Genomic DNA, 26,852 nt, shown 5'->3' with positions numbered 1-26,852 from the left:
TCCCGACGACGGATGGATTGCGCGTCATGGCGGGGTGTCTCCCAAGGCGGGCGCGCCGGGCACCATGGCGGGGCTGCGCAGGGATTGGTTCGGCGCGCTCTCCTGCGGGGTCTGCCCCGGGGCGCAGATGTTCTGCGCGGGCGCGAGGTTGAGCGAGCCGATCAGGTCGAACCGGTCGGTGCCGTGGCGGATATAGGCGGTGAGCGCCTGGATCTCGCCGTCGGAGAGCTTGCCCTCATAGCTCGGCATGATCGGCTCGTAGCCGGCCACCACGTCGCGCTGCGGCTGGAGGATCGAGTCGCGGATATAGGCCTCGTCCACAGTGGCGGTGCGCCCGCCGTCCAGCGGCACCGACTGGCCCCAGATGCCCGCGAGCGAGGGGGCATGCACCTTCGAGCCGGCCGCGTGGCAGCCGGAGCAGCCGCGCTCGGAGAACAGCCGCTCGCCGAGTTCGGCGAGCCCGTCCCGCTCCGGCTGCTTGGTGAGCCATTGCGCGTAGTCCTGCGGCTCCATCACGATGACCCGGCCGAGCATGCGCGAGTGGTCTGTGCCGCAATATTCGGTGCAGAGCAGGTGGTAGGTGCCGGTCTTGGTCGCCTGAAACCACGTTTCCGTCTGCTGATAGGGCAGGGCGTCGCGCTTCAGGCGGAAGGCCGGGACGTAGAACGAGTGGATCACGTCCTGCGAGGTCAGGAGCAGCCGCACCGGGGCACCGACGGGGACGTGCAGCTCGTTGATCTCGCGCGTGCCGCTGGGGCCTTGCGTCTTCCACATCCACTGCTTGCCGACGACGTGGATCTCGATGGCGTCCTTTGGCGGCGAGAAGGCGCCGATCTCGACCGAAGCCGCCCACCAGAAGATGAAAACGAAGATGAAAAGGGTCGCGGCGGTCCAGCCGATCTCGAATTCCCGCGAGACGAGGCTCGGCATCTCGCCGCGCTTGGCCGACGAGCCCCGGCGGAACCGGATCGAGAAGGTGACCACGAGCCCGACCACCAGCAGGACGATGGCCGAGGAGATCAGCAGCAGGCCGATGAAGATCGCATCGACCTTCGCCGCCTGAACGGAGGCGGAGTCCGGACGCAGGAAGGCGGGGATGAGAGCGTCGAGCATCAGGGCGTCCCTTTCCCCGGCTCGGCGTTCGCGGGCGTGCGGACGGCGCCCGGCCCGGCGCCGGGCGAGAGGACGGCGCTCGACGCACCGCCACGGCTGCCGAGGGCGGGCGTTTGCTCGGGCTGGGCCGGCGCTGCGTAGGCCGGGCCGCCGCGCTCGGCCAAGAGCCGCATCGCCTCTGTGATCGGGACGCGGGCGATTCCCTTTTCGCGGTCGATCCAGGCGTAGGCACTGAGCTTGGCCCGCTGGTCCTTCAGCATGGCCGCGAGATCGGCCTCCGGACTCTGCTGAAGCCGGGGCGCCGGAAAGACCCGCGCCTGCTGGACGAGCGGCCCGAGCCCCTGACGATTGTAGTAGAAGCGCAAGCCCCCGACGGCGACGGCGGTGAAAAGGACGATGAACAGGCCGGTCAACAGCAGCGGCTTGAGCCGGATATCGGGCGCCTCCGTGCCGGGCGGAGCGTGACCGACGACGTCGTCGTGGACCCGCGTGTGGAGCTGACCGCGCGCCGCATCAGACATGACGGAGCCTCCCGATACGCCGCACGATGTGCCGGGACGCGAATACGGAGAGAAGCACCAACACGACGAGCGCGACCACGGCCGCCGCGGCAGCGGAACCGGCCTCGGCGCCGTAGGCCGGCAGAACGAACCAGGCGAAGTGAAGGGCGACGCCGATCAGCACGAGCAGGCCGACGCCGCGCAGCAACGCCGGGCTTTTGCGCACGGCCGAGAAGAGAAGGGCGAGAAAGGGCAGGATCCCGCCGAGGATCAGGCTCGCGACGAGGACGCCGCTCCACGGGCCAGCACCGCGCTTCAGATACCAAGCCGCCTTGGGCGGAAGGTCGCCGTACCAAGCGACGATGTAGGACATCAGTTCGAGGTAGATCACGCCGAGAAGCGTCGCGAGCATCAGGCCGGCAAGGTCCGAGGCGCCGCGGCTGTCGAGGCTCCGCGGGCTCGCCAGTGCCGCGAAGGCGAGCGCGGCGAGGATCTGGTGCAGCGCGACGTCGGCGGGAAAGGCCGAGGAGTTGAAGCCGGGCTCGACGGAAAGGATCCAATCGACGGAAACGAGGCTGATGGTCAGGCCGTAGAAGGTGAGGCCGAGGCCGGCGACGAGGGTGTTTGTCCGACCTGACAGGTAGAGACCGGCAAGGATCGACCAGCCGAACAGCGTCACGGCCGCGCGGACGAGGAACAGCGTCGGATCGAGATAGAGCCGGAGGACATCCGCCTTGGCGCCGATTCCGGCGGACCAGGGAAAGGCAGCCTGCAGCCCGAGGGCGACGCCGAGGAAGGTCAGCGCGACGAGCGGCACGAGGGCCGTCGCCGGCCGCAGGACGTTTGCCAGGATCTCGCCCCACCGCCCGCCGGTGACGGCATGGATCATCGCGAGAACAAGTGCGCCGACCGGCACCGCGCTCCAAACGATCCAGGCGAGGAGCCAGCCACGAGAGAGAGCATCGCTCACGGCAGCTTCTCCGCGAGGCCGGGATTCTCCGCGACGCGGGCGCCCTGGGAAAGCTGCAGCGCGCGGATATAGGCGGCGATCGCCCAGCGGTCGCGCGGCTCGACCCGGTTGGCGTAGGCGTACATCACGCCGTAGCCGCGGGTGATGACATCAACGAAGTAGGCGGCCGGCGCCGCCCGCAAGCGGTCCTCGTGATACGAGGGCGGGGCGGGAAAGCCGCGCTGCACCACCATGCCGTCGCCGTGGCCGGTATAGCCGTGGCACGGCGTGCAGATCGCGTCGTAGCGCTGGCGCCCGCGCTCCAGCAGGGCGGCGTCCAGGGGCGGGGGATCGCGCAAGGCGGCTTCGCGGGCGAGCGCGCCGATCTCGACTGTGCCTTCCGGCGGGCGGCGCGCCTCGGCTTGATCGGCAAAGAGCGGCGCCTTGCCATAGACCTCGTAGCGCGCCTGCTGTCGCATCGATTGATCCTCGCAGGCGCCGAGGGCGGCCAGCAGTGGCAGCAGGAGGGGCAGGGGGCGCCTCACGGGTGCATCTCCGCGACGAGCAGGGCGCCGGCCCGCTCAAGGCTCTCGCGAAGCGCCGTCGCATCCTCATCCTTCGGTGCGATGAGGAGAAGGAAGCGGTCCTGGCTTGCTCGCTCGAACTGCGGGATCGCGAAGAGCGGGTGGTGCAGGCGCGGCAGCCCGCATGTCCAGAAAAGGGCGACAAGACCGGCAATCGCCGCGATCAGCACGCCGAACTCGAACGGCACCAGCAGGAAGACCGGCCAGGAATGGAGCGGGCGCCCGCCGGTGTTCAGCGGGTAATCGATCACCGCCGAGTACCATTGCAGGGCGTACATCGCCGCCGCCGCGCCGAAGCCGGCCAGCGCCATCGCCGGTCTCACCGGGTTGCGCGGCGGTGCGAAGGCCTCGGTGAGGGCCGGCACCGGAAAGGGGGTGAAGGCGTCGAGCGCGCGGTGGCCGTCGGCCGCGGCGAGCCGCATTGCCCGCACGAGTGCCTCGGGGGTGTCGAATTCGGCGAGCAGCGGGGCGCTCATGCCGCCGTCCCTCTCGTCGCACCCTCGTCATGGGCGAGCTGGCTCACCTCGTGGATCGAGACGATCGGAAAGATCCGCACCAGCACGAGGAAGCCGAAGGCGAACATGCCGAGTGGGGCGACCAGAATCACCAAGTCGTAGACGCTGACGTGATAGGTCCGCCACAGGCTGACGGCGTGCCCGTGCGAGAGCGTATTCCACACGATCAGAATGCGCTCCAGCCACATGCCGAGGTTGATCACCACCGCGATGATCGCCAGCGCCCAGAGGTTGAGGCGCACGCGGGCGAACCAGAGCGCCTGCGGCACGAGGCAGTTGCAGAACAGGAGGCTGTAGTAGAGCCAGCGATAGTCGCCGGTGAAGAAGTAGGCGATCACCGAACGGTCGGCGTGATCACCGCCGTACCAGCCCATGAACCACTCCGTGGCGTAGGAGAGGGTCATGACGAGGCTGGCGAACAGCATCACCTTCGCCATCGCATCGAAATGAGCCGGGGTGATCACCGCCTGCAAGTTCAGGCCCCAGCGGATGACGATCGCCAGCACCACCACCATGGCGAAGCCCGAATACATCGCGCCGACCACGAAATAGGGCGGGAAGATCGATTCCTGCCAGCCGGGCATCAGGCTCGCGGCGAAGTCGAGGCCGACGATGGAATGGACTGAGCAGACCAGCGGGACCGCCAGCGCCGCCATGGTCCTATGGAAGGTCTCGTAGACCGCCCAGTGCCGCGCCGAGCCGCGCCAGCCCAGTGCCAGCGCGCCGTAGATCCGCCGGCCGATGCGCGACTGCGCCCGGTCGCGCATGGTCGCGAGGTCGGGCAGCAGGCCGGTGAACCAGAAGATCAGCGAGAACAGCAGGTAGCTCAAGATTGCCCAGAAGTCCCAGACCAGCGCCGAGCGCCATTGCGGCCAGAGATCCATGGTGTTGGGGTAGGGCGCGAGCCAGTAGGAATAGAGCGGCCGCCCGAGATGGATGATCGGGAAGATGCCGGCGATGGCGGCCGCGAACAGCGTCATCGCCTCGGCGAAGCGGTTGATCGAGGCCCGCCAGTGCTGGCGCGTCAGCAGCAGCATCGAGGAGATCAGCGTCCCGGCATTGCCGATGCCGATCCACCAGACGTAGTTGGCGATCGAGAAGCCCCAGACCACCGTGGTGTTCACCCCCGACAGGCCAATGCCAATGGTGAGCACCGCACCGATGGCGATCACGGTGGCGAGCACCAGCGGCAGCACGCCGAGGAAGGCAATGGCCCACGCCCGGCCCGGCCCGCGCCTCTGGATCGGATCGGCGACTGCGGCGCAGATCTCGCCGTAGCCGAGCCGCTCGCGGGCGATCCATCGATGCGGTTGCACCGTGCCGCTCACGCGTGATCCTCCTTAAGGTCCGGGTTGGGAGCGCGGAGGTTCGCGAGGTAGGTCGTGCGGGGTCGGGTGTTCAGTTCCTCCATCAGTGCGTAGTGCCGCGGATCCTGCCGCAGCTCTGCGATGGCGTTACCGGGCTTGGCGAGATCGCCGAAATGGATCGCCCGCGTCGGACAGGCCGACTGGCAGGCGGTGGCGACGGCGCCCATCTCTCGCCCGTCGCGTTCGGCCGCCTGCCGTTCGGCGGCGATGCGCTGGATGCAGTAGGTGCACTTCTCCATCACGCCGCGGGCGCGAACCGTGACATTGGGGTTGCGCTGGGCCTTCACGGATTCCGCGCCGAGATTGGCGTAGGGCTGGCCGTCGGCGTAGCCGAAGAAGTTGAAGCGGCGGACCTTGTAGGGGCAGTTCGCCTCGCAGAAGCGGGTGCCGACGCAGCGGTTGTAGACCTGAAGGTTCAGGCCCTCGTCGTCGTGGACCGAGGCCGCGACGGGGCAGACCGGCTCGCAGGGCGCGTGCTCGCAATGCATGCAGGGCACGGGTTGAAATCCGGCCCGCGGCGCCTCCGGACCGCCGGCGTCGTAGATGTCGATGCGCAACCAATGCATCATCCGGCCGCGGGCGATCTCCTCGGGGCCGACGACGGGGACGTTGTTCTCGGACTGGCAGGCGACGACACAGGCGTTGCAGCCGATGCAGGCATCGGTGTCGATCACCATGGCCCAGGCATGGCCGTCCTTGTCGCCGGACCAGGGGGCGAGCAGGCTCGGCTGGTCCGCGCCGATCCCCTTCGGCTCGGCCTTGCTCAGCGCCGCGAGGTCGATCTGCCGGAACAGCTTTTTCGTTTCGCCCTCGATCTCCACGTAGTTCTGCGTGCGCAGGATCATCTCAGACCGGCCGGTCTTCGTAAGTTCGACGTTCGTCAGCAGCCGTGACGCCACCTGCGTCGCCACTTTGTAGCCGTCGGCGCCGACACCGTTGCCGATGGCGCCGGCCCGCTCGCGGCCGTAGCCGAGCGTCAGTACGCCGACGCCCTCGGCGACGCCGGATTCGATGGCGACCGGCACGTCGATCGAGCGTCCACCCGCGCTCGCCCGCACCACGTCGCCGGCCTTGAGCCCGCGCCGTCCGGCCTCCGCGCGGGACAGCGCGAGCGCGTTGCCCCAGACCTGTTTCGAGATCGGCTTCGGGCATTCCTGAAGCCAAGCATTGTTGGCGAAACGCCCATCCCAGAGGCAGGGGTCCGGCCGCAGCTCGACAGTCAGGCCCGCGGCTCGGCCGAGGTCCGGCAGGGCGATCAGGCGCGGCTCACCGGGGTCGAGGACCGGCGCCAGCGTGCCTTCGACGATGCCGTCGTGCAGGCAGCGGCGCCACCAGCCCTCGAAGTCGGTGCCCCCATGCGCCTTCCACGTCTCGCGCACGAGCGCATATCCCGCCGTCGCGGTGCGGCTGGAGAACAGCGGCAGGATCTCGTGCAGCGAGCGCCCATCGTAGAGCGGGCGGAGCAGCGGCTGGACGAGGCTCGCCGTGCCATCGGTGGCGCGCAGGTCGGACCAGCTCTCCAGTTCGTGCGTCAGCGGCAGGTGCCAGTGCGTGGCGCCCGCGGTCTCGTCGCCGTGCAGGCCGGCATGGACGCTGAAGCGGGCGCGCCCGATACGCTTGGCGAGTTCGAGATCGGCCGGTGCCGTCGCGACCGGATCGCCGCCGAGGATCGCGAGGCAGGTCACAGTGCCGCGATCGAGGGCGTGCGCCAGTTCGGCGAGGGTCGAGGGCTTGCGTCCCGCGATCCCGTCGGGCGGCACGATGACGTCGACGGGCGCCCGCAGACGCGCGTTGATCCAGTGCACGAGCGCGTGACATTCCGGTGCCAGCGCGGGCCCGGCGAGCACAAGGGCGCGTCCCTCGCGCGCCTTGAGATCGTCGGCAGCGGCCCGGGCAAACTGCCGGACCGCCTCGGGCAGTTCGGGGCCCGGCAGACCGGCGCCGAGGACGTTGGCGACGGTCGCCAGGACCGCCGGCTGATCGAACGGATGGACGGCACGGCGCGCATCGGCCTTCACGCCGGTCAGCGTCAGCGCGGCCTCCGCCACGTAGAGCCGGCCGAACCGCGCCCTGTCGCGCCGCCGGCCGATGAGGGCGTTCGAGAGCCGGATCTGGTCGGGTCCGGGCCCGAGCGGGTCGGCGCCGACGCACAGGATGGTCTCGGCCCGGTCGAGCCGGGGCAGGGCGCGCAGGCGCCGGCCGAAGGCGAGTTCGGCGCCGCGCGCGGCATTCTCCTCCTCGACCGCCTCGTGGACGTGCCAGGCGGCCTCCGGAAGATCGCGCAGCAGGGCGTCGATCTGGCGCGCGAGCGTCGGCGAGGTGACGCGGCCGGTCACGAGGTGCAGGCCGCGACCGCGAGCCGCCCTCACCGTCGCGAGCGGTCCGCTCAATGCCCGCTCGAACATGTCCCAGGAGGCGATGCCGTTGACCCGCTCGGTCACCGTGCGCGAGCGATCGGGATCGTAGAGGTCGAGGATCGCGGCCTCCGCGAACACGTCGGTCGCGCCGAGGCTTGCCGGATGCAGCGGGTTGCCCTCGATCTTGATCGGTCGTCCGTCCACGGCGATGGCGTGGACGCCGCGTGCCCAGCCGCTGAGGGAGAGCGCCGTCGCGTAGCGCACGGGCACGCCGGGCAGGAGCTGCTCGGGGAAGCGCACATACGGCACGATCGTCTCGACCGGCTTGGAGCACCCGCCCGCAGCGAGCGTGACGCCGGCGCCGAGCAGTCGCAGCGCCTCGCGGCGCGAGGGAGGGGTCAGCGGTGGCATATCGAGCACTCGCTCAGCCGCTCGGGCGATTTGATGTGGCGTTCCTCGACGAGACGGGCGCCGATCACGGCCTGATCGGCCGGCGGCTTCCAGGTCATGTCGAATACCGCCTCATGCGGGCGGAGGTTCGGCGCAGGGTCGCGATGGCAGTCGAGGCACCAGCCCATGGTGAGCGGGGCCGACTGCCGCATCAGTTTCATCGTCTGGACCGGACCGTGGCAGGTCGAGCAGCCGACCCCCTTCGCCACGTGAACCGAGTGATTGAAGTACACATAGGCGGGAAGGTTGTGGACCCGATTCCAGGTCAGCGGACGTCCCTCGGCGAGGCTCCGGCGCACCGGCGCCAGCATCGGCGCGTTGGTCCATTCCTGCGAGTGGCAGCTCATGCAGGTCTCGGTCGGCGGGATGCCGGCAAATGCCGCCTTCTCCACCGATGTATGGCAGTAGCGGCAATCGATCCCGAGACCGCCGACATGGTGCTCGTGGCTGAACGGCACCGGCTGCTCACGGGTCACGTCCTGGGCGGTCGCATAGGGCGAGCGCCACAGCGTATAGGCGAGCCCCATCGCCAGAACCGGCGCGGCGCCGATCGAGGCGAGGACGAGGCGGGCCACGGTGTCCGCGCCCGGATGAAAGATCTGCACCATCCCGCGCGAGACGCCCTTCGCTCACTCACTCCGGCACTGCCTCGAATCCAGGCTGATCGAACATGCCGGCACCCACAAGTAAAAATGCCAGATCCCGATCGGATTTTCTGCAAAAATCTCTTTATATCAAACAAATTTGATCTTCAACATAAATATATAAAGAGATATCGACTGCGATGTTTATATATACAACTCTACATCAGCATCGTGCTCCTAACACCTCGAAACACGCCCGTTTCCGCCCCCAGATGCGGCCTGTGATCGAGGGCACGGTGCTGTTGCCGACCCATCACGATCACGGCCACCTCACCCGGGAACGGCACCTGAACGGCTAACCTTCCGCGTGGGAGAAAGATCAATCGCAGCCGTGTCGGATCGCGGCCGTTGCCGGCCGATGCGTGCGGGCAGATCGGTGTCATGCACCTGATCGGGATCGGGGTGCCGGTTCGGCGAGAGAATGCGCGCCGAAACCGGGACCGGCGAACCCTGACCGGTCCGCCCGACTCCAACCGGAGGGAACAATCCGGCGCCCGCGCGACGGTGCGATCCGAAGGAGCATTCTCGGTGCACGGCTGCCCGGTGCTTTGCGCCGAAACCCTCGCGAACGCCCCGGCCGGCAAGTAACCTTTCAGTAAACAAACATCGTTAACGAAAAAATCGAACGCCGGACGGAATGTCTTTCGGTCGACTGTCGCCACACCGACCTTATCGGGCCGCGCAGTTCTGCCTGAAGCCGGCGGATCGCGTGGATCATCGTTCGGGGCCGGCCGGCCTCGTCAGCGAAAGGCCTTTGCCATGTCGGAGACGGTCCAAGCGGGCAAGAGCGCGGCGAAGACGCCGGCCGGAACGATGTCGCCCGAGGAAATGCTCAAGCGCGCGGTCGCCGGCGCGAAGGCCGGGTCGGCCGCAGCGCCGACCACGCCGTCCGCGCGCAGGAGCCTCCGCCTCGGCGCCAATGGCCGTCTCGCCGCCGCGAGCGCGGCCGCCCTGATCGGGGGCCTGTCTCTCGGCCTTCTGGCCGCGCCGCAGGAGCGTTCCGGGGACATATTCGCACAAGTTCAGGCCGAGTTGTCGGCGGGGCGGCAGGAAACAACCCGGCTCGCCCAGGAGATCGACCGACTGGCACGGACCGCCACGGCCCTGCGCGAGGCGAGCGAGGCCGCCCGCAACGAGACCAAGTCGCTCGCGAGCAGCCTCGGCGATCGGATCGGTCGCAGCGAGCAAGCGTTCGAAAAGCGGCTGACGAGCCTGACCGAGTCGGTGACACGCAGCGAGCGCGAGCAGAGCGAGCGCATCGCCGGCATGATCGCGCAGTTGGAGAAGAAGACGCCGGCCGCCGCCGTCGCGCCGGCCAAGCCGGATCCGAAACCGGAGGCGCGCGCCGCGGAGCCGACACAGACCGGCAGCCTACCGGACAAGCCGAAGACCGAGACCGTGGAGGGCTGGGCTCTGCGCGACGTTTACGACGGTGTCGCGATCCTCGAAGACCGCCGACGCCGGCTCGTCGAGGTCGGTCGGGGTGACGCAGTGCCGGGGATTGGACGGGTGGAGGCGATCGAGCGCCGGGGCCGGCAATGGGTCGTGGTGACGCGCCAGGGCATCATCACGCCACAGACGTGGTGAGGACGCGCCGCGTCAGGTAACCGGCAGGATTTCGGCGGGCGTGACCGCGCCAAGTGTCGTGCCCGGCACGGCGGGATCGATTTCCGCCAGCATCGTCGCCCGCTCGGCACGCATCCGACCGCGCTCGCGTGCCTCATCGCGCGCGCGCGGCGTCGCGTGGAGGATCATCGCGAGAAGCACCTCGCCGTCGCCCTGTTCTGTGAGACTCTTCGCATCGAAGACTGGCATGTCCCGCTCCCGCCCTCGACGAGGGCACGCGGTTTGCGAGCGAAAGCTCGACCGTTTGTAAAGAACCAGCGAATTGGGGATAAGTTCCACCAATTCATCGGCTTTAACCGCGCTTTCATATTTGCGCCGCAACAGACGCTACTGCGGTGCGAAACCGCACGCTACGGCCGCAATAGTTGTACAACTCAGGTTCGCGGCCAATCCAGAAGGTTTGGTGCAACTCCACGGAAGTCCGTCTCGACTTGATAGAGATGGCCCGCCATCGGATCGATTGTCGGATCCCGGCCGCGCAGGCACGTCGTCACATAGAGCGTCGAGAGGTCGTCCCCGCCGAAGGCGCATTTCGTCACGAACGGCGTCGGCATCGGCACGACATAGGCCACCCGCCCATCCGGTGCGAAGCGGGTGACGCGCCCGGCACCGTAATGGCAGATCCAGAGGTGATCCTCGGCGTCGACGGTCAGGCCGTCCGGCTTGCCCCAGCCGTCTTCGAATCGAAGAAGGGATCGTCCCTCGCCAATCCGATCCGCGTCGAGATCGTGAACCTGTACGACGCCGTTGGCGGTGTCGATCGTATAGAGGCGGCGGCCATCCGGACTGACGATCGGACCGTTCGTAACGGCGGCAGCGCTGCCGAAGGTTTCGAGGTGTGTCCCGTCCCAGCGATGGAAGCGGCCGGTCGGGGCTTCCTCGGCATCATCCATGCTGCCGAAGTAAAGCCGCCCGTCCGGCCCGACCTGTCCGCTGTTCAGCCGGTTGCCTTCCGGATAGTCGTCCGGACGCACGAGGGGCGTGCGGGATCCGTCCGACAGCCGCAGGGCAGCGACGCCCGACTTGAAGCCGGCGACCACGCGATCCGGGTCCCGGGTCAGGAGGGCGAAGCCGATTTTTTCATCGAGGGGCAGGCGGATGGTTTCGTTCGTCGCCGGCCAATGTCGCCAGACCGCCGGGTTCTCGATATCGACCCAGAGCAGAGAACCGTCGCGAACATCCCACACGACCTCCTCGCCGAGGGCGCAGCCGCAGGCGACCGCCACGCGCGGCGTCTTGGGATGGACGGGTGGGATCATCATGGCTCCGGAATTCGAAGGGAAGGGGCGCCCGGCGCCCGCTTCGAACAACGCGCCGTCGCGCGGCTTTATCCTTCGCGTCGAGAACGGAACGGTCGATCCGGCCCGCTCTATCGCGTCGCCTCCGCCACGAACTCGGCATTGATCGCGAAGGCGGCCATCGCGCCCTCCGCCGCGGCCACGACCGCGAACTGAACCCGACGCGAAGCGTCGCCCGCGACGTAGAGGCCCGGCACGTTGGTCTTCTCGTATTCCCGGGTCGGCACCACACTGCGGGTCTCATCGAGTTCGCAGCCGAGCTGCGTGATGAGCGGCGAGGGACTGCAGGCGAACGGCATCAGGAACAGCGCGGTGCAGGCCGTTTCGCTATAGTCGCGGAAGCGCAGACAGGTGGGACGCGAACCATTTCCCTCGAGTCGCGCGATCTCCGTCTCGATCACGCGAACCCCGTTGCGTTCGAGCCGGTCGCGGTCCTTGCCCGTGAGATCGCCGTCGCCGCCATTGGTGCAAAGCGTGACGTCGCGGCTCCAGCCGGTCAGTTCGAGCGCGAGGCCGCAGCCGCCGTGCCCGCGGCCGTACACGACGAGCGGACGGTCCCGGACCTCGAAGCCGTCACAATAGGGGCAGGAATGTACACCCGTCCCCCAGTAGGTGTCGAACCCCTCGATGTCGGGGATGTCCTGGGCGAGGCCGGTGGCGAGGATCAGGCGGCGCGCCCTCTCGCGGCGACCGTCGGCCAGGACAACGATGAAACCGTCGCCGTCGCGGGAGGCTTCCGTCACCGAGATTTCGCGGCACTCGACGGTGTCGTACCGCTCAAGATCGGCCCGGCCCTGCGCCCGCAGGTCGAAGGGTGGGGTGCCGTCGCGGGTGAACAGACCCCAGGTGCGCGGGGTCGCGGCGTTGCGCGGCTCGCCCGCATCGCAGAGCAGGACCGTGCGCCGCGCACGGCCGAGAATCAGGGCGGCGTTGAGCCCGGCCGGGCCACCGCCCACGATGATGACGTCATGCATGCTGATCTCCCGGCCTACCCGCCGGGAGACAAGCCGCGCGATCGCGAAAGGGTTTCGTGAAAGGGCGCCAGATCAGGCGGCGCTCTTCACCGGCACACCCTTCTCGGACAGGAAATGCTGCAGCTCGCCCGACTGGAACATCTCGCGGGCGATGTCGCACCCACCGACGAACTCGCCCTTCACGTAGATCTGCGGGATTGTCGGCCAGTTGGAATAGGCCTTGATACCCTCGCGAACGGCCATGTCGTCGAGCACGTTCACGCCCTTGAACGGTACGCCGAGGTAATTGAGGATCTGGACCACCTGTCCGGAAAAGCCGCACATCGGGAATTGCGGCGTGCCCTTCATGAACACGACCACATCCTGGGAATCGATCTCGGTCTTGATGGCGGTGTTGACGTCGGTCATCGCGCGGTCCTCGTTGTCTCGTCGTCTCGGTCGGATGTGAAATCAGACCTGTCCGTCCGATTTCAAGATCGGCTCAATCCTGGGGAACGCCGGTGGTCAGCGCAAGGGCGTGGAGCACGCCCCCCATCCGCCCCTGGAGCGCGCCGTAGACCATCTGGTGCTGGGCGACGCGGGTCTTGCCCTTGAAGGCGGAGGAGATGACGGTGGCGGCGTAGTGGTCGCCGTCGCCCGCCAGATCCTTGATCTCGACCTGCGCGTCGGGCAGCGCCTCGCGGATCATCGACTCGATCTCGCGCGCATCCATCGGCATGGGGGCTCTCCGCTCGCTTTCGTCTCGTTACGCCGCAGGCGCGGCCGGCTGGCTCGCCATGTAGGCAGGGAACCAGCCCTCGTGCGCGGCCTTCAACGCGGCCACGGATATGGTCTCTTCGCCCGGCAGCACCAAGCTGTCGCCGCCGACAATGCCGACGGTGGCCGCGTCGATTCCCTGCGCCGAGGCGCTGTAGAGGAGATCGGCCGCCGCCTCGGCGGGCACCGCGATCAGGTAGCGAGCCTGATCCTCGCCGAACAGGTAGGCATGGGCCGGCACGCCGTCGGGCGCCGCGGGGAGTGCCGCGCCGATCCCGCCGGCCATCGCCATCTCGGCGAGCGCCACGGCGAGGCCGCCGTCGGAGAGGTCGTGCACGGTGTCGACGATCCCTGAAACGATCAGGCTGCGCACGAAATCGCCGTTGCGGCGCTCGACGGCGAGATCGACGGGCGGCGGCGCGCCCTCCTCGCGGCGGGCAATCTCCGAGAGATAGAGCGACTGGCCGAGCCAGCCCTCGGTGCGACCGATCAGCACCAGAACGTCGCCCTCGCGCTTGAGCGCGACCGTCGCGTGGCGCTCCACGTCGTCCATGACGCCGACGCCGCCGATGGTCGGGGTCGGCAGGATGCCGACGCCGTTGGTCTCGTTGTAGAGCGAGACGTTGCCGGAGACGACGGGGAAGTCGAGGGCGAGGCAGGCCTCACCGATTCCCTTCAGGCAGCCGACGAGCTGGCCCATCACCTCGGGCTTTTCCGGATTGCCGAAATTGAGGTTGTCGGTGATCGCCAGCGGGCGCCCGCCGACGGCAGTGATGTTGCGCCACGCCTCCGCCACGGCCTGCCGGCCGCCCTCGACCGGATCGGCCTCGCAGTAGCGCGGGGTCACGTCGGTGGAGATCGCGAGGCCCTTCGGCCCGTCCTCGACCCGCACGATCGCCGCGTCGCCGCCCGGTTTCTGCACGGTGTTGCCGAGGATGAAGTGATCGTACTGCTCGTAGACCCAGCGCTTCGAAGCGAGTTCCGGCGAGCCGATCAGGCGCTTGAGCGCCTCCGCGTTCGGCACGCTGGCCTCGACGCTCGCGGCCGCGATGACCGGCTGGTGCGTGTTGGCGATGTGCGGCCGGTCGTAGAGCGGCGCCTCGTCGCCGAGCTCCTTGATCGGCAGGTCGGCGACGGTCTCGCCGTTGTGCTTGATGACGAAGCGCAGCGTATTGGTGGTGTGGCCGATGACGGCGAAGTCGAGGCCCCACTTCACGAAGATCGCCTCGGCCTCGGCCTCCATGCCGGGCTTGAGCACCATGAGCATGCGCTCCTGGCTCTCCGAGAGCATCATCTCGTAGGGGGTCATGCCCTCTTCGCGGGTCGGCACGTTCTCCAGATGCAGCTCGACGCCGAGATCGCCCTTGGCGCCCATCTCGACGGCCGAGCAGGTCAGGCCCGCCGCGCCCATGTCCTGGATCGCGATGACGGCGCCGGAGGCCATCAGCTCAAGGCAGGCCTCCAGCAGCAGCTTCTCGGCGAAGGGGTCGCCGACCTGCACGGTCGGACGCTTCGACTCGCTGGCCTCGTCGAACTCGGCCGAGGCCATGGTCGCGCCGTGGATGCCATCGCGGCCGGTCTTTGAGCCGAGATAGACGATCGGATTCCCGACGCCGGTGGCCGCCGCGTAGAAGATCGCATCGGTCCGCGCGAGGCCCACCGCCATGGCGTTGACGAGGATGTTGCCGTCGTAGCGCCGATGGAAGCCGACGAGGCCGCCCACCGTCGGCACGCCGAAGGAATTGCCGTAGCCGCCCACACCCGCGACGACACCCGAGACGAGGTGGCGGGTGCGCGGATGGTCGGGCGAGCCGAAGCGCAGGGCGTTGAGCGCCGCGATCGGGCGCGCGCCCATGGTGAACACGTCGCGCAGGATGCCGCCGACCCCGGTCGCCGCGCCCTGATAGGGCTCGATGAAGCTCGGGTGGTTGTGGCTCTCCATCTTGAAGACGCAGGCCAGCCCGTCGCCGATGTCGATGACGCCCGCGTTCTCGCCCGGTCCCTGGATCACCCACGGCGCCGAGGTCGGCAGGCCGCGCAGGTGCTTGCGCGAGGACTTGTAGGAGCAGTGCTCGTTCCACATCGCCGAAACGATGCCGAGCTCGGTCAAAGTCGGCTCACGGCCGACGAGGGCGCGGAAGCGCTCGTACTCGTCGGGTGTCAGGCCGTGCTGGCGCACCAGCTCGGGAGTGATCGGAACATCGTTGCGAAACATCCGAGGGTCCTGTCCCAAACCTCTCTCGCGTGTCGATCCAGCTCCACTCGGAGCCGGTCGGAGGCGAACCCGAGAGGTTCGCTGCGAAGCGAATTGACTTTGTGCATCGCTCTAGAGCGGATCAGCACGCGCTGCAAAGGGCGCGTACGGCCGCTGTCGGCTTGCGCACAAGCCGGTTCCGCCTTTTCCGTCAGGTGAATTCCGGGGTCGCGGCCACGACGCGCTGCCTCCGGCAGCGCTCCACCGCCTCATGGACCGGCTCTGGTCCCGCCACGAAGGCGACGTAGTCGAAGCCGTTCCGCGACCGGCTCGACATCAGGAGCTGGAAATGCATGCGGAACAGGTTCCAGCGCCGTCGCGCGACCAGCGCCGGCTCGATCAGGTCCTCGATCTCGACGCGCATCACCGCGAAGCGGTCGCGGGGCGGTGCCGTCAGGCCTGAGGCGCTGACCGGATCGCGCAAATGGATCGAGAGCCAATCCCAGTTGGCGCGGATGTCGAGCCAGCCGATCGCGGCGTCGCGGCCGATCCGATCGAGCGCCCGCCGCGTCTCGTCTGCCCGCGGATCGAGGGTGATCCACGGGATCACGCTGCCGATGGTCACCAGCGTCACCGGGGTGCCGCGCCGGCCGAAGCCGGGATCGGATTGAAGGATGCGGTCGAGGCACTCGAAGGCGAGAAAGCTCGACGAGGAATGCCCGATCACCACGATCTCGTGGGCTTGACCCTCGGCCCTCCGGATGCGCTCCGCCCACGGCCCCAGGCGCGCGCGCATCGCGGTCTCGCATCCCGAGGCATGGTCGTGCGTGAAGGCGGTATCGTCGACGAGATGGGTGACGTAGAGCGGTTTCCCGCGTGTCAGCTGGGTGAGGAACGCCAGGATCACGTAGGCGAGCACCGGAACGAGGGCCGCGCAAGCCAGGGGAGGCAGCTGCGCGAGCGGCGTCAGCGTCACCGCCGCGACGGCAAGCGCGAGGCTCGCCAGAACGAAGACCAGATAGAAATGATGGACGCTAGCAATGACCCGGTAGAAGCGGCGCGCCTCGCGTTGGAGCTTTCGCATGTAGCCGGACCGCCAAAGGCGCCATCCCAATCCCGGAAGGCTTGCGAGCCGGCGCAGGTTGGAACGGGGAAAGCGGTCGCGGACGATGTCGTCCCAGCGAAGGAGGCTGTAACGCACCCGCGTCGCGGCACCATCGGCCTCGCTCCGCACATCCCAATCGAGGCTGATGCCATCCTCGGACCGGACCGGTTCACCGACGGCGATCGTCAGGCCGCGCCGCTCGGCCGTGAGGCGACTCTCGCGGCGGAACAGGCCCCAATAGGTTTCCGGCTCGCGGGGATCGAAACCCGGCAGATAGAAGACCTGCCGCACCGGCTGCGTGTGGTCGGGATCAGGAATAGCGGGGCGCTCGCCTCGTGGAGGGACCGGGCGCGCCGAAGACGCCGCCGGTTCTCCCGCTGCCTACACGATGAGCAAGGCCTGGGGCGAGGGCAAATCGGTTACAACTCTGCCGTCAGTCCGCCTCGATCCATTCCCGCAGCTTGGTCCAGCGCCGTCGGGCGGAACTCTCACGGATCGCCATTCCGATCGCCCGGCGCTGACCGACCAGCACCACCAGGCGGCGCCCGCGGGTGACGCCGGTATAGAGGAGGTTGCGCGCGAGCATGGTGCGGTGCTGCGTCACCACCGGGATCACCACGGCCGGATATTCCGAGCCTTGCGCCTTGTGGATCGTGGTGGCGAAAGCGGGGACCAGCGTGTCGAGCTCGGCGAAGGGATAGATCACCGGGCGGCCGTCAAAATCGACGCTGAGCGCCTCCTCCTCGGCATCGATGGCTTGGACCGTGCCGAGATCGCCGTTGAACACGTCGCGGTCGTAGTCGTTGCGGGTTTCCATCACACGGTCGCCGGGTGCGAAGCGCCAGCCGAAGCGCTCGACCTGCGCCGGGGGCGAGGGATTCAGCACGCGCTGCAGGGCGTGGTTGAGGTTGCGGCTGCCGAGCGAGCCGCGGATCATCGGCGTCAGCACCTGGATATCACGGGCCGGGTCGAGGCCGAATCGGAGTGGGATGCGCCGGGCCACGAGATCGACGAGCCGGTCGACGCCCTCGTCCGCGTCCTCGATCTCGACACTGTAGAAGTCGCTCGCCTCGCCCTTCGGCGCGGCTGCCGGCATGCGGCCGGTGTTGATGTTGTGAGCGTTGACGACAATCCGGCTCTCCGCCGCCTGCCGGAAGATTTCGGTGAGCCGCGCCACCGGCACCCGGTTGGAGGCGATCACGTCGGCCAGGATCTGGCCGGGACCGACGGAGGGCAGCTGGTCGACGTCGCCGACGAGGATCAGGCCCGCATGCTCCGGCACCGCCTTGAGCAGGGCATGCATCAGCGGCACGTCGACCATCGAGGTCTCGTCGACGACGAGAAGGTCGCAGTCGAGGGGGTTGCCTTCGTCGCGCTGAAGTCCGCCGTTGCGCGGGTCGATCTCCAGCAGGCGGTGGAGGGTACGCGCCTCCAGTCCCGTCTGTTCGGCCATGCGCTTGGCCGCCCTGCCGGTGGGGGCGGCGAGCAGAACCCGCACGCCCTTGGCGGTGAGGATGCGCAGGATCGCATCGAGAGTGCTGGTCTTGCCGACGCCGGGCCCGCCGGTGAGCACGCACAATTTCGAGCACAGAACCAGACCGATCGCTTCGGCCTGCGAGGCGGAGAGGGTCTTCCCGGTCCTGGCCTCGACCCAGGGACGGGCCAGGGCGAGATCGATGGCCGGCCAGGGCGGGGTGCCGGCGGCACGCTCGACGAGCCGCATCGCGATGGCGCGCTCGGCCCCGTGCAGCCCCTTGAGAAACAGGCAGGGTTCGCCGCGCAACGTGTCCGCGACGACGTCGCGGCCCTCGCGCAGGGCGAGCGCGGCAGCGATGCGAACGAGGTCGGCTGCGACGTCGAGCAGTTCGGCGGCGAGGCTTACCAACCGCTCGACGGGCAGGCCGCAATGCCCCTCGTCCATCGCCGCCTGCAGGGCGTAGGATACGCCGGCGGCGAGCCGTTGCGGCGCATCGCGGGCGAGGCCGAGGCGCAGCGCGATGGCATCCGCCGTGCGAAAGCCGATACCGCGGATGTCGCGGGCGAGGCGATAGGGATCCTCCGCCATCACCTTCAGCGCATCGCAGCCGTAGGTGCGGAAGATGCGGGTTGCCCGCGCCGTGCCGACGCCGTGGGCGTGCAGGAAGATCATGATCTCCCGCACGGCCTTCTGCTCGGCCCAGCCCTTGACGATGCGGGCGGCGCGCTTGCGGCCGATGCCCTCGACCTCGGTGAGGCGGGCCGGTTCGGCCTCGATGATCTCGAACACCGCCTCGCCGAAGGCGGCGACGATGCGCTTGGCCATCATCGGGCCAATGCCGCGCATCTGACCCGAGGCCAAGTAGCGCTCGATCCCCTCGATCCCGGTCGGGGGCGTGACCTGAAGTGTGTCGGCGCGGAACTGGAGGCCGTGCTCGCGGTCGGTCACCCAGCGCCCGGCGGCCGTCAGCCACTCCCCGGCGGCGATGGCGGGGGCATGGCCTACCACCGGCACGAGATCGCGCCGGCCGCGGGCATGAACCTTCAGGACGCAGAAGCCGGTCTCGGCGCTGTGGAAGGTGACGCGCTCGACCGAGCCCGCGAGCAGGTCGAGATCGGGCGGCCGGACCGGCGCGTTCATGCCCTCACCCCATCATGGTTTGGAGAGATCGAGACCTTCGGATTCTGGTTATGCCGCGCGGCTGCCGCGCCCGCCCTTCTTGGCCGGCGGCCAGCCCAGCGCCCGCAGGCGCGCCTTGGCGTAGTCGCGCACCTCCTCGCGGGTGCCGTGCGGCATGGCGTTGAGGATGCCTTGCGTCCGCTCGTCGAGCATCAGGTCGGTCACCGCGTTGATCGATTCCGCCTCGTCGATCAGACGCTTGAGATCGGCCTCCTGCTCGGTCACCTCATCGAAGGCCGGGGTGGCGTCGAAATCCTCGTCCACGGCCCGGATTGCCATGGGCTGGTTCTGGCGGAACTCGTCCGCCTCCTCCTCGGAATAGACGAGGCCGTGCAGCTCGATCAGCTTGAGGATCACCCGATCCTTCGCCCGTTTCTCGGCCATGGCGTAGACATAGGCCGCCTGCCGGCCGGAAACGCGGTAGTTCACGTTCACCAGCGCCTCGCCGATCGACCACTCGATCCGCTCCTCGCCCGCCTTCTCGCCCGGCATGCGGCCGGTGACGAGGATCACCGCCTCGTCGCGCTCGCTGCGCAGGAGGGTGGGCGGGTCGAAGCGGATCTTGGTATGGGCGGCGATCCGCTCCAGGGTCTTGTGATAGATGACGGCGGTGCCCTGCACGCGCCAGACGTTGCCCGCGAAGGGCTCGCCGTAGCGCACGAGGATATCGGCAATCTGCTTGTCGGCGGTTCTCATGGTGCGTCCCTCAGGATGTGGACAGGGCCCGTGAGCGGAAGCGCGCCGCCTCTGCCGGCGGCCTATGTTCGTGTTATGTTCTTTCTGTGGACAATATGTGGATAACCCTTGCATGGCAAGCCAGCCGACACGCGACAGGCGGTCCCGCCGAGTCGCCGCCCGATCGCGAGAAGGTAACCGGGCGCGGTGATCGGCCGGCCGATGAGCCTCACCCGGCCTTTTTGGCGTCGTCCAGAAATTCGCGGATCGCATCGGTGAACCGCTCGCCGTAGGCGTCGCGCTTGCGCTCGCCGACGCCGTGGACGGAGCGCAGGGCCCAGAGATCGACGGGTTTCGACCGCGCCATTTCGATCAGTGTTCGATCGGGGAACACCATGAAGGCTGCGATGCCCTCGGCACGGGCGATGGTGGCACGCAAGCCCCGGAGGTGCTGAAACAAGGCCTCGTCGGCCTCGCTCAGCGCGTTTGCCTCGTCGTCGCGTGCCGACGGGCGTCGGCCGCGCGGCTCGGCCTTCTTCGGCTCGGGATCGGGCCTGACCTCGATCGCCTCGCGCCCGAACAGGATCGCCTCGCCCTTCTCGGTCATCACGAGACCGCCGTAGCCGTCGGTATTCTCGGCGACCGCTCCGGCGGCGAAGAGTTGGCGCAACAGGGCGCGCCAGGCCGCCACAGGTTTGTCGGCACCCACGCCGAAGGTCTTCAGCGCCGTGTGGCCGTTGCGGCGGATCGGTTCGCTCTCCTTGCCGTGAACCACGTCGCAGACATAGGCCGCACCGAAGCGCTGGCCGGTGCGCACGATCGCCGAGAGCAGCTTCTGAGCCGCCACCGTCCCGTCGATGAGCGAGACGCCGCTGCGGCACAGGTCACACCGGCCGCAGCGCTCGCTTGCCTCACCGAAATAGCCGAGAAGCGATTGACGGCGGCAGGCGGCGCCCTCGCATAGGGCGATCATCGCCTCGAGCTTGCGCCGCTCGACGCGGCGGCGCTCCTCCGAGATCTCCTTCTCATCGATCTGGCGGCGGCGCAGCGCCATGTCGTCGAGGCCATAGAGCGTCAGGGTGTCGGAGGGCAGCCCGTCGCGCCCGGCGCGGCCGATCTCCTGATAGTAGCCCTCGATGTTGGTCGGCATGTCGGCGTGGCAGACGTAGCGCACATCCGGCTTGTTGATGCCCATGCCGAAGGCGATCGTGGCGGTCATCACCACGCCGTCCTCCTGCAGGAAGGTGTCCTGGTTCCTTGCCCGCACGCCCTGGTCGAGCCCGGCATGGTAGGGCAGGGCGTTGAAGCCGTCGCCCTTCAGGGTGTCGGCCAGTTGCTCCACGCGCTTGCGCGACGAGCAGTAGATGATGCCGCTTTCCGCCCGCCGGTCGCGCAGGAAGCGCTCCAGCTGGCGGGTCGGGTTGTCCTTGGGCTGAAAGGTCAGCCGGATGTTCGGCCGGTCGAACGAGTGGACGAAGGTTTTGGGCGGCCGCCCCGCCGGGAACAACCGTTCGGCAATCTCGGCCCGGGTGGCCGCGTCGGCGGTGGCAGTGAGCGCCAGCGTCTGCACGTTGCCGAGCGCCTCGCGGGCTCGGGCGATCTCGCGGTATTCGGGGCGGAAGTCGTGGCCCCATTGCGAGACGCAATGCGCCTCGTCCACGGCGAGCCGCCGCACCCCGGCGCCGCGCAGCGCGTCCATGCAGCCGTCCATCAGGAGGCGTTCCGGCGAGACGAACAGGAGGCGCAGGTCGCCCGAGCGGATCTTGCGCCACGTCTCCCGCGAGGTCGCTTCCGCCACGGTCGAGTTGAGGGTCGCGGCCTCGATGCCGAAGGCGTGCATCTGTTGCACCTGATCGTGCATCAGCGCGATCAGGGGCGAAACGACCACCGTCAGCCCGGCATCGACCAGGGCGGGCAACTGGTAGGTCATCGACTTGCCCGAGCCCGTCGGCATCACCGCGAACACGTCGGCGCCGTCGAGCACGGCGCCGATCACCTCGTCCTGACCGGGGCGGAAGTCGTCGTAGCCGAAGGTCTTCTTCAGCGCGGCACGGGCCTCGTCGAGGCGAGCTGTCATCGGGTCACTTGCGAAGGCGAGAGGCTGAACGAAGCCTCTATCCAGCTTGCGGATGAGGCGTGTAGGCAATAGCTTGCGGGCGTCTACACAGTGAGGCCGCCATGCCCCTGAACATCCGCAGCGAGGAGGTGAACCGCCTCGCCGAAAAGCTGGCATCGCAGGCTCGCGTGAGCAAGACCGAAGCGGTGCGTATGGCGCTTGCGAACGAACTGCAACGCCGAGAATCGTCCCTGCCGCTGGCCGATCGCATCAGGCCGATCCAGGATGCCTTCGCGCGTTGGCCGAAGACGGGCATGAAAGCCGACAAGGCATTCTTCGACGAGATCAACGGCGAACCCTGATGTTCGTCGATGCTTCCGCGATGGTCGCCATCATCGCGCGCGAGCCTGAAGCGGAGGCGCTGACGGTACGGCTCGAAGAGGCACGGACGAGATACACGTCGGCGGTGGCCGTCTTGGAGACTGTCATGGCGCTGCGCCGCCTCGGCACGGGAACGGTCGCGCAGGCCGAACATCTCGTGCGGCAGTTGCTTGAAAGCGCAGATATCGAGGAGGTCGCGATCACGGGCCGGGAAGCAACCGCAGCCATCGCGGCTTACGCGCGCTACGGCAAAGGCCAGGGCCACCGGGCCCAACTCAATCTCGGCGACTGCTTCGCCTACGCCTGCGCGAGCACGCGCAACGTTCCGCTCCTCTTCATCGGCAATGATTTTTCGCAGACCGACATCGTCTCCGCGACGGCTTGAGCCTCAGGTCGACGTTCGCAGGATCCGCCCGTCCGCGACCCCGATCAGATCGGCGCGCCCCTCCAATTCGGCGAACAGGGCCGGGTCGGCCCCCGTCATCCAGACCTGACCCTCCAGCGCTTCGAGGGCATCGAACAGCCCGCCGCGGCGGCGCGGATCGAGATGGGCGGCGACCTCATCGAGGAGAATGAGGGGGGTGAGCCCGCTCATCGCCCGCACGAGGCGGGCATGGGCCAGAACGAGGCCGATCAGCAGCGCCTTCTGCTCGCCGGTCGAGGCGGTGGCCGCCGGCACGTCCTTGGGGCCGTGGCGCACCAGAAGGTCGGTGGTCTGCGGCCCGATCAGGGTGCGGCCCGCCGCCCGGTCGCGATGGCGGCCCTGCATCAGCGACCGGCGGAAGCGGTCCTCCGCCTCCAGTGCCGGCCAAACCGCGACGAGGTCGTCGAGATCGCCCTCCAAGCGGATGGAGGCCCAGGGGAACGGTGCGGCATCGTCCCGCGTCTCGGCGATCAGCCGGTCGAGGCGCTCCACGGTCTCGCGGCGAGCCAGCGCCACGGCGACGCCGAGTTCGGCCACCTCGCGCTCGATCGCGTCGAGCCAGCGGCCGTCGTCCGGCCGCTCGTCAAGCAGGCGGTTGCGCGAACGCAGGGCCCGCTCCATCGCCGAGACGCGGGCGCCGTGGCCGGCATCGACGGCCAACACCAGCCGGTCGAGGAAGCGGCGACGGTCGCCGGCCGCGCCGCGGAAGAGCCCGTCGAAATCCGGCGTGAGCCAGACGATCCGCAGGAATTCCGAAAAGGCGACGGGGGAGGGGGCGGGCGCCCCATCGATACGGCAGACGCGGCTGCCACGCCCGTCATAGCCCGGCGGCTCGTAGCCGGAGCCGAGCCGGTGCTCGGCCTCCGCCGTCTCCAGTGTGGCCGAGACGGCGAAGCCGCCCGGCCCGCCGACCCGCGCCATGGTCGCGAGATCCGCCCGGCGCAGGCCGCGGCCGGGGCAGAACAGCGAGACGGCCTCGAGGATGTTGGTCTTTCCCGCGCCGTTCTCGCCGACCAAAGCCACGAAGCGGCGCGTCGTGGCCAGATCGAGATCGGTGTGGTTGCGGAAATCGCGGGCGATCAGTCGGGTGAGGCGTGTGCCTCCCGGCAGGGTGTCCATCCGAGCGATATATCCGATCCGGCCGGAGCCGGAAGCGGACTCACACGCGCATCGGCATCAGAACGTAGAGGGCGGGCGCTCCGTCGCGATCCTGGATCAGCGTCGGCGAGCCGGGATCGGCGAGCTTGAACAGCGCCGTGTCGCCCTGGAGCTGGGCGGTGATATCGAGGAGGTAGCGGGCATTGAAGCCGATATCGAGGGCGGAGGCCTCGTAATCGACATCGAGCTCCTCGGTCGCCGAGCCGGCATCCGGGTTCGTCACCGAGAGCGCGAGCCGTCCGTCGCCCATGGCGAGCTTCACCGCGCGGCCCCGCTCGGACGAAATCGTCGAGACGCGGTCCACCGCCTTGGCGAAGGCATCGCGTTCCACGGTGAGGCGCTTGTCGTTGCCGGTCGGAATCACCCGTTGGTAGTCGGGGAAGGTGCCGTCGATCAGCTTCGAGATCAGGGTCACGCCCCCGGCGAAGGTCAGCCGAATCTTGGCCGGCGACAGCTCGACCTGCACGCTCTCGCCGCCATCGTCCACGAGCTTCTGGATCTCGGCTACCGCCTTGCGCGGCACGATGACACCCGGCATGCCGCGGCTGCCCTCGGGCGCGTCGGTCTCGACCCGTGCGAGCCGGTGCCCGTCGGTCGCCACCGCGCGCAGCTTCAGCGAACCCTCGACCTCGACGGTGTGGAAATAGATGCCGTTGAGATAGTAGCGCGTCTCCTCCGTCGAGATCGCGAATTGCGTCTTCTCGATGAGCTGCTTCAACTCGGCCGCGGGAATGGCGAAGGAATGCGGCAGCTCGCCCGCGGCGAGATCGGGGAAGTCGCCCTCGGGCAGGGCGCCCAGGGCGAAGCGCGAGCGGCCGGAGCGGATCGTCATCTGACCCGTCTCGCCGGAGGTCTCCAGCGAGACCTGCGCGCCCTCCGGCAGCTTGCGCACGATGTCGTAGATGACGTGGGCCGGGACGGTGGTGGCACCGGCATCGAGCACGTCCGCGGCGACGGTCTCGGTCACCTCGATGTCGAGATCGGTCGCCTTCAGCTGCAGGCCGTTCTCGCCGGTGCGCAGAAGGACGTTGGAGAGGATCGGGATCGTGTTGCGCCGCTCCACCACCCGGTGGACGTGGCCGAGCGATCTCAGGAGGGCCGCGCGCTCGACTGTGACTCTCATCGGAAAACCCGTCGTCTCTTGAACAATCGGCCCGTCCGCCATCGGTCAGGCCGGATAACGGAGCCTCTCCCTCGAAGCGCCCTTCCCGCCATCGCGGCCGGAGGGCTGGTCGGTGACCGGGCGTTTCGCGAAGCGCTCCGTAGCGGAACGGGCCCGGCAGCTTGGCGAAGCGCCCCCGCGAAGGCAAGGGCGCCGTCCGCGCTGTCCCGCCTCGCGCGGGGGCGAAGACCGAAGGAGTGCTTCGATCCGAGCAAGGCCAGCCCCGGCATCGGAAGATGCGGTCGGCCGCAATCGTGAGGGCGAAGCCGGGATGCACCCGGCTCCGCCCTCGGCTTCGGCGCTCAATCCTGGAGCATGCGCTTGAGCAGCTCGACCTCGTCGCCGAGCACGGCGTCCTCGCCGATCTGCTTCTCGATCTTGCGCACGGCGTGCAGCACGGTGGTGTGATCGCGCCCGCCGAAGCGGCGGCCGATTTCGGGGAGAGAGCGCAGGGTGAGCACCTTCGACAGATACATCGCGATCTGGCGCGGCTTCACCACGGCGGCGGTGCGGCGCTCGGACAGGATATCGGAGCGCGAGACGTTGTAGCGCGAGGCCACCAGCTTCTGGATGTCCTCGATCTTCACCCGCTTGGGCTCACGATTTTTCACGAGGTCGCGAATCGCGGTCTCGGCGGTCTCGACGGTGACCGGAGCGCCGGTCAGCGTGGCATGGGCCAGGAGCCGGTTCACCGCGCCTTCGAGGTCGCGGCCGTTCGCGGTGATCGCTCGGGCGACGTAGGCCGAGACCGCGGGAGAAACCTCGAAATTCGGGTGGCTCTGCCGCACGGCATCGAGCCGTGCGGAGAGGATCGAGGCACGCAGGCCCTCGTCGAGCCCACCGATCTCGACGACGAGGCCGCCGGCGAGGCGCGAGCGCACGCGCTCGTCGAGCGCCTCCAGCTCCGTCGGCGGACGGTCGGAGGCGACGACGACCTGACGTCCGGAATCGATCAGAGCGTTGAGGGTGTGGCCGAACTCGGTCTGGATCGACTTGCCCTGGATGAACTGCACGTCGTCGAGGATGAGCAGGTCGATCGCCCGCAGGCGCTCCTTGAAGGCCAGCGCACTCTGCGTTTTCAAGGCGTTGACGAAGCCGTACATGAAGCGGTCGGCGGTGAGGTAGATCACCCGTCGTCCCGCCTCGCGGGCGGCGTGGCCGGCGGCATGGAGCAGGTGCGTCTTACCGAGTCCGACGCCTGCATGGACATAGAGCGGATTATAGAGCGAACCGTCGCCGTCGCTGCGGGCGATCCGCTCCGCCGCGGCGTGGGCGAGCGCGTTGGACCGGCCCACGACGAAGTTCGCGAAGGTGAGCCGTGCATCGAGCGGCGCACCGTTCAGGTCGACCGCGGCCGAATCGCCGCGGGGCGACGTGATCTCGGTCTCGACCAGAGGACCGGGCCCCTGGAGGGCGGCCGGTGTCGCCATGGCGTGAAGGCGCGTCAGGGGACCGCTGGTCGGGTTCGACTTCGCCGGGGCGCCGGCACTCGGGCGGGCCGTTGCGGACGGGCCGCGCACGCCGACCTCGATGCGACTCACGTCGTCGGCCTCGGCCCGGAAGGTCGTCAGCACACGATCGAGATAGTGCGATTCGATCCAGCTCTTGAGGAACCGGGTCGGCACCGTGAGGCGAGCGACGCCGCCCTGCACATCTTCCAGCTCGAGGCGGGCGAACCAGCTGGCGAACACGTCCTCGCCAAGCTCCGCCCGTAGCCGCCGCTTCACCCGCGTCCAGGCCGCGGGAAAATCCACGTTCCCCCTGCCGTTTCCGCCATCGCCGTCCGACATGCTGCCGTCGAGGTGCATCACCGTGTCTCCTCGCATCCAAGCCGGCGGACCGGAGGGGATGCGTACGCATACGCCACACGAGAGAAGGCAACGCCCGACTCGGGCGGTGCCCAGAATG

Annotated in this window: 24 protein-coding genes; 3 read left to right on the top strand and 21 right to left on the bottom strand. The window is 68.6% G+C overall.

What is annotated here, in order from left to right; translation table 11 throughout:
- Positions 1-24: 24 nt before the first annotated feature.
- From coxB to MPPM_RS00090, 8 genes are read right to left on the bottom strand one after another with little or no spacing between them, the layout of a single operon-like run.
- Positions 25-1,113, bottom strand: a complete 1,089-nt coding sequence (coxB, locus tag MPPM_RS00125) for a cytochrome c oxidase subunit II (RefSeq protein WP_096482768.1) — start codon at positions 1,111-1,113, stop codon at positions 25-27.
- A complete protein-coding gene (locus MPPM_RS00120) occupies positions 1,113-1,634 on the bottom strand; it encodes a hypothetical protein (protein WP_096482765.1) in 522 nt (173 codons plus the stop codon). The genes coxB and MPPM_RS00120 overlap by 1 nt, the downstream gene beginning before the upstream one ends.
- On the bottom strand, positions 1,627-2,583 hold the full coding sequence (locus tag MPPM_RS00115) for a hypothetical protein (RefSeq protein WP_096482763.1): 957 nt from the start codon (positions 2,581-2,583) through the stop codon (positions 1,627-1,629). The genes MPPM_RS00120 and MPPM_RS00115 overlap by 8 nt, the downstream gene beginning before the upstream one ends.
- Positions 2,580-3,107: a c-type cytochrome gene (locus MPPM_RS00110; protein ID WP_096482760.1), complete on the bottom strand. Its 528-nt coding sequence runs from the start codon at positions 3,105-3,107 to the stop codon at positions 2,580-2,582. The genes MPPM_RS00115 and MPPM_RS00110 overlap by 4 nt, the downstream gene beginning before the upstream one ends.
- Positions 3,104-3,622, bottom strand: coding sequence for a DUF3341 domain-containing protein (locus MPPM_RS00105; protein ID WP_096482758.1), 519 nt, complete (start codon positions 3,620-3,622; stop codon positions 3,104-3,106). The genes MPPM_RS00110 and MPPM_RS00105 overlap by 4 nt, the downstream gene beginning before the upstream one ends.
- Positions 3,619-4,989 (bottom strand): NrfD/PsrC family molybdoenzyme membrane anchor subunit, encoded by a 1,371-nt coding sequence (gene nrfD / locus MPPM_RS00100; protein WP_096482755.1) that lies wholly within the window; start codon positions 4,987-4,989, stop codon positions 3,619-3,621. Before nrfD ends, MPPM_RS00105 begins: the two co-directional genes overlap by 4 nt.
- Positions 4,986-7,796, bottom strand: a complete 2,811-nt coding sequence (locus tag MPPM_RS00095; RefSeq protein ID WP_096482752.1) for a 4Fe-4S dicluster domain-containing protein — start codon at positions 7,794-7,796, stop codon at positions 4,986-4,988. Before MPPM_RS00095 ends, nrfD begins: the two co-directional genes overlap by 4 nt.
- Entirely contained in the window at positions 7,784-8,443 is a 660-nt protein-coding gene (locus MPPM_RS00090) for a cytochrome c3 family protein (protein WP_096482750.1), read from the bottom strand. The genes MPPM_RS00095 and MPPM_RS00090 overlap by 13 nt, the downstream gene beginning before the upstream one ends.
- A gap of 795 nt (positions 8,444-9,238) precedes the next feature.
- Between MPPM_RS00090 and MPPM_RS00080 the strand changes: the two genes are divergently transcribed.
- Complete coding sequence (locus tag MPPM_RS00080; RefSeq protein WP_096482746.1) at positions 9,239-10,066, top strand: hypothetical protein; 828 nt, start codon at positions 9,239-9,241, stop codon at positions 10,064-10,066.
- A 12-nt stretch (positions 10,067-10,078) separates the two neighbouring features.
- Here the strand turns inward: MPPM_RS00080 and MPPM_RS00075 are convergent, their stop codons facing one another.
- The 10 genes from MPPM_RS00075 to recQ all read right to left on the bottom strand — a co-directional run bounded on the left by MPPM_RS00075 (position 10,079) and on the right by recQ (position 21,840).
- On the bottom strand, positions 10,079-10,294 hold the full coding sequence (locus MPPM_RS00075) for a hypothetical protein (RefSeq protein ID WP_096482744.1): 216 nt from the start codon (positions 10,292-10,294) through the stop codon (positions 10,079-10,081).
- Positions 10,295-10,479: 185 nt separating this feature from the next.
- Entirely contained in the window at positions 10,480-11,364 is an 885-nt protein-coding gene (locus tag MPPM_RS00070; RefSeq protein WP_096487640.1) for an SMP-30/gluconolactonase/LRE family protein, read from the bottom strand.
- 110 nt (positions 11,365-11,474) lie between these two features.
- Complete coding sequence (locus MPPM_RS00065) at positions 11,475-12,377, bottom strand: NAD(P)/FAD-dependent oxidoreductase (protein ID WP_096482742.1); 903 nt, start codon at positions 12,375-12,377, stop codon at positions 11,475-11,477.
- Positions 12,378-12,449: 72 nt separating this feature from the next.
- Entirely contained in the window at positions 12,450-12,785 is a 336-nt protein-coding gene (grxD, locus tag MPPM_RS00060; RefSeq protein ID WP_096482740.1) for a Grx4 family monothiol glutaredoxin, read from the bottom strand.
- A 73-nt stretch (positions 12,786-12,858) separates the two neighbouring features.
- Entirely contained in the window at positions 12,859-13,095 is a 237-nt protein-coding gene (locus tag MPPM_RS00055; protein ID WP_012451972.1) for a BolA family protein, read from the bottom strand.
- A gap of 27 nt (positions 13,096-13,122) precedes the next feature.
- The gene (gene purL, locus MPPM_RS00050) at positions 13,123-15,348 is read right to left on the bottom strand and encodes a phosphoribosylformylglycinamidine synthase subunit PurL (RefSeq protein WP_096482738.1); all 2,226 of its coding nucleotides are present in this window, start codon (positions 15,346-15,348) and stop codon (positions 13,123-13,125) included.
- Between the two features lie 190 nt (positions 15,349-15,538).
- Entirely contained in the window at positions 15,539-16,723 is a 1,185-nt protein-coding gene (locus MPPM_RS00045; RefSeq protein WP_096482736.1) for a hydrolase, read from the bottom strand.
- Positions 16,724-16,865: 142 nt separating this feature from the next.
- On the bottom strand, positions 16,866-19,049 hold the full coding sequence (recD2, locus tag MPPM_RS00040) for an SF1B family DNA helicase RecD2 (protein WP_096482733.1): 2,184 nt from the start codon (positions 19,047-19,049) through the stop codon (positions 16,866-16,868).
- A gap of 48 nt (positions 19,050-19,097) precedes the next feature.
- The gene (locus MPPM_RS00035) at positions 19,098-19,784 is read right to left on the bottom strand and encodes a hypothetical protein (protein WP_017483053.1); all 687 of its coding nucleotides are present in this window, start codon (positions 19,782-19,784) and stop codon (positions 19,098-19,100) included.
- 208 nt (positions 19,785-19,992) lie between these two features.
- The gene (gene recQ, locus MPPM_RS00030) at positions 19,993-21,840 is read right to left on the bottom strand and encodes a DNA helicase RecQ (RefSeq protein ID WP_096482730.1); all 1,848 of its coding nucleotides are present in this window, start codon (positions 21,838-21,840) and stop codon (positions 19,993-19,995) included.
- A gap of 101 nt (positions 21,841-21,941) precedes the next feature.
- On the opposite strand from recQ, the gene MPPM_RS00025 reads away from it, so the two are divergent.
- Positions 21,942-22,181: a type II toxin-antitoxin system VapB family antitoxin gene (locus MPPM_RS00025; RefSeq protein ID WP_096482728.1), complete on the top strand. Its 240-nt coding sequence runs from the start codon at positions 21,942-21,944 to the stop codon at positions 22,179-22,181.
- Positions 22,181-22,585, top strand: a complete 405-nt coding sequence (locus MPPM_RS00020; protein ID WP_096482726.1) for a type II toxin-antitoxin system VapC family toxin — start codon at positions 22,181-22,183, stop codon at positions 22,583-22,585. Before MPPM_RS00025 ends, MPPM_RS00020 begins: the two co-directional genes overlap by 1 nt.
- Positions 22,586-22,588: 3 nt before the next feature.
- Here MPPM_RS00020 and recF read toward each other — a convergent pair whose 3' ends face one another.
- From recF to dnaA, 3 genes are all read right to left on the bottom strand, one after another.
- A complete protein-coding gene (gene recF, locus MPPM_RS00015) occupies positions 22,589-23,743 on the bottom strand; it encodes a DNA replication/repair protein RecF (protein WP_096482723.1) in 1,155 nt (384 codons plus the stop codon).
- Between the two features lie 40 nt (positions 23,744-23,783).
- Positions 23,784-24,905: a DNA polymerase III subunit beta gene (gene dnaN / locus MPPM_RS00010; RefSeq protein WP_096487639.1), complete on the bottom strand. Its 1,122-nt coding sequence runs from the start codon at positions 24,903-24,905 to the stop codon at positions 23,784-23,786.
- A gap of 341 nt (positions 24,906-25,246) precedes the next feature.
- Entirely contained in the window at positions 25,247-26,752 is a 1,506-nt protein-coding gene (gene dnaA / locus MPPM_RS00005; RefSeq protein WP_096482721.1) for a chromosomal replication initiator protein DnaA, read from the bottom strand.
- Positions 26,753-26,852 lie beyond the last annotated feature (100 nt).

The organism is Methylorubrum populi (assembly GCF_002355515.1).
Lineage (GTDB): Bacteria > Pseudomonadota > Alphaproteobacteria > Rhizobiales > Beijerinckiaceae > Methylobacterium > Methylobacterium populi_A.
This window is presented reverse-complemented; position numbering and strand designations above follow the sequence as displayed.

Coding starts and splice junctions, on each gene's coding strand:
- MPPM_RS00025 (WP_096482728.1), top strand. CDS start 21,942: ATGCCCCTGAACATCCGCAGCGAGGAGGTGAACCGCCTCGCCGAAAAG.
- MPPM_RS00080 (WP_096482746.1), top strand. CDS start 9,239: ATGTCGGAGACGGTCCAAGCGGGCAAGAGCGCGGCGAAGACGCCGGCC.
- coxB (WP_096482768.1), bottom strand. CDS start 1,113: ATGCTCGACGCTCTCATCCCCGCCTTCCTGCGTCCGGACTCCGCCTCC.
- MPPM_RS00020 (WP_096482726.1), top strand. CDS start 22,181: ATGTTCGTCGATGCTTCCGCGATGGTCGCCATCATCGCGCGCGAGCCT.
- MPPM_RS00035 (WP_017483053.1), bottom strand. CDS start 19,784: ATGAGAACCGCCGACAAGCAGATTGCCGATATCCTCGTGCGCTACGGC.
- MPPM_RS00065 (WP_096482742.1), bottom strand. CDS start 12,377: ATGCATGACGTCATCATCGTGGGCGGTGGCCCGGCCGGGCTCAACGCC.
- MPPM_RS00120 (WP_096482765.1), bottom strand. CDS start 1,634: ATGTCTGATGCGGCGCGCGGTCAGCTCCACACGCGGGTCCACGACGAC.
- MPPM_RS00070 (WP_096487640.1), bottom strand. CDS start 11,364: ATGATCCCACCCGTCCATCCCAAGACGCCGCGCGTGGCGGTCGCCTGC.
- recD2 (WP_096482733.1), bottom strand. CDS start 19,049: ATGAACGCGCCGGTCCGGCCGCCCGATCTCGACCTGCTCGCGGGCTCG.
- dnaA (WP_096482721.1), bottom strand. CDS start 26,752: ATGCACCTCGACGGCAGCATGTCGGACGGCGATGGCGGAAACGGCAGG.
- MPPM_RS00075 (WP_096482744.1), bottom strand. CDS start 10,294: ATGCCAGTCTTCGATGCGAAGAGTCTCACAGAACAGGGCGACGGCGAG.
- recF (WP_096482723.1), bottom strand. CDS start 23,743: ATGGACACCCTGCCGGGAGGCACACGCCTCACCCGACTGATCGCCCGC.
- purL (WP_096482738.1), bottom strand. CDS start 15,348: ATGTTTCGCAACGATGTTCCGATCACTCCCGAGCTGGTGCGCCAGCAC.
- recQ (WP_096482730.1), bottom strand. CDS start 21,840: ATGACAGCTCGCCTCGACGAGGCCCGTGCCGCGCTGAAGAAGACCTTC.
- MPPM_RS00105 (WP_096482758.1), bottom strand. CDS start 3,622: ATGAGCGCCCCGCTGCTCGCCGAATTCGACACCCCCGAGGCACTCGTG.
- MPPM_RS00095 (WP_096482752.1), bottom strand. CDS start 7,796: ATGCCACCGCTGACCCCTCCCTCGCGCCGCGAGGCGCTGCGACTGCTC.
- dnaN (WP_096487639.1), bottom strand. CDS start 24,905: ATGAGAGTCACAGTCGAGCGCGCGGCCCTCCTGAGATCGCTCGGCCAC.
- MPPM_RS00055 (WP_012451972.1), bottom strand. CDS start 13,095: ATGCCGATGGATGCGCGCGAGATCGAGTCGATGATCCGCGAGGCGCTG.
- MPPM_RS00090 (WP_096482750.1), bottom strand. CDS start 8,443: ATGGTGCAGATCTTTCATCCGGGCGCGGACACCGTGGCCCGCCTCGTC.
- grxD (WP_096482740.1), bottom strand. CDS start 12,785: ATGACCGACGTCAACACCGCCATCAAGACCGAGATCGATTCCCAGGAT.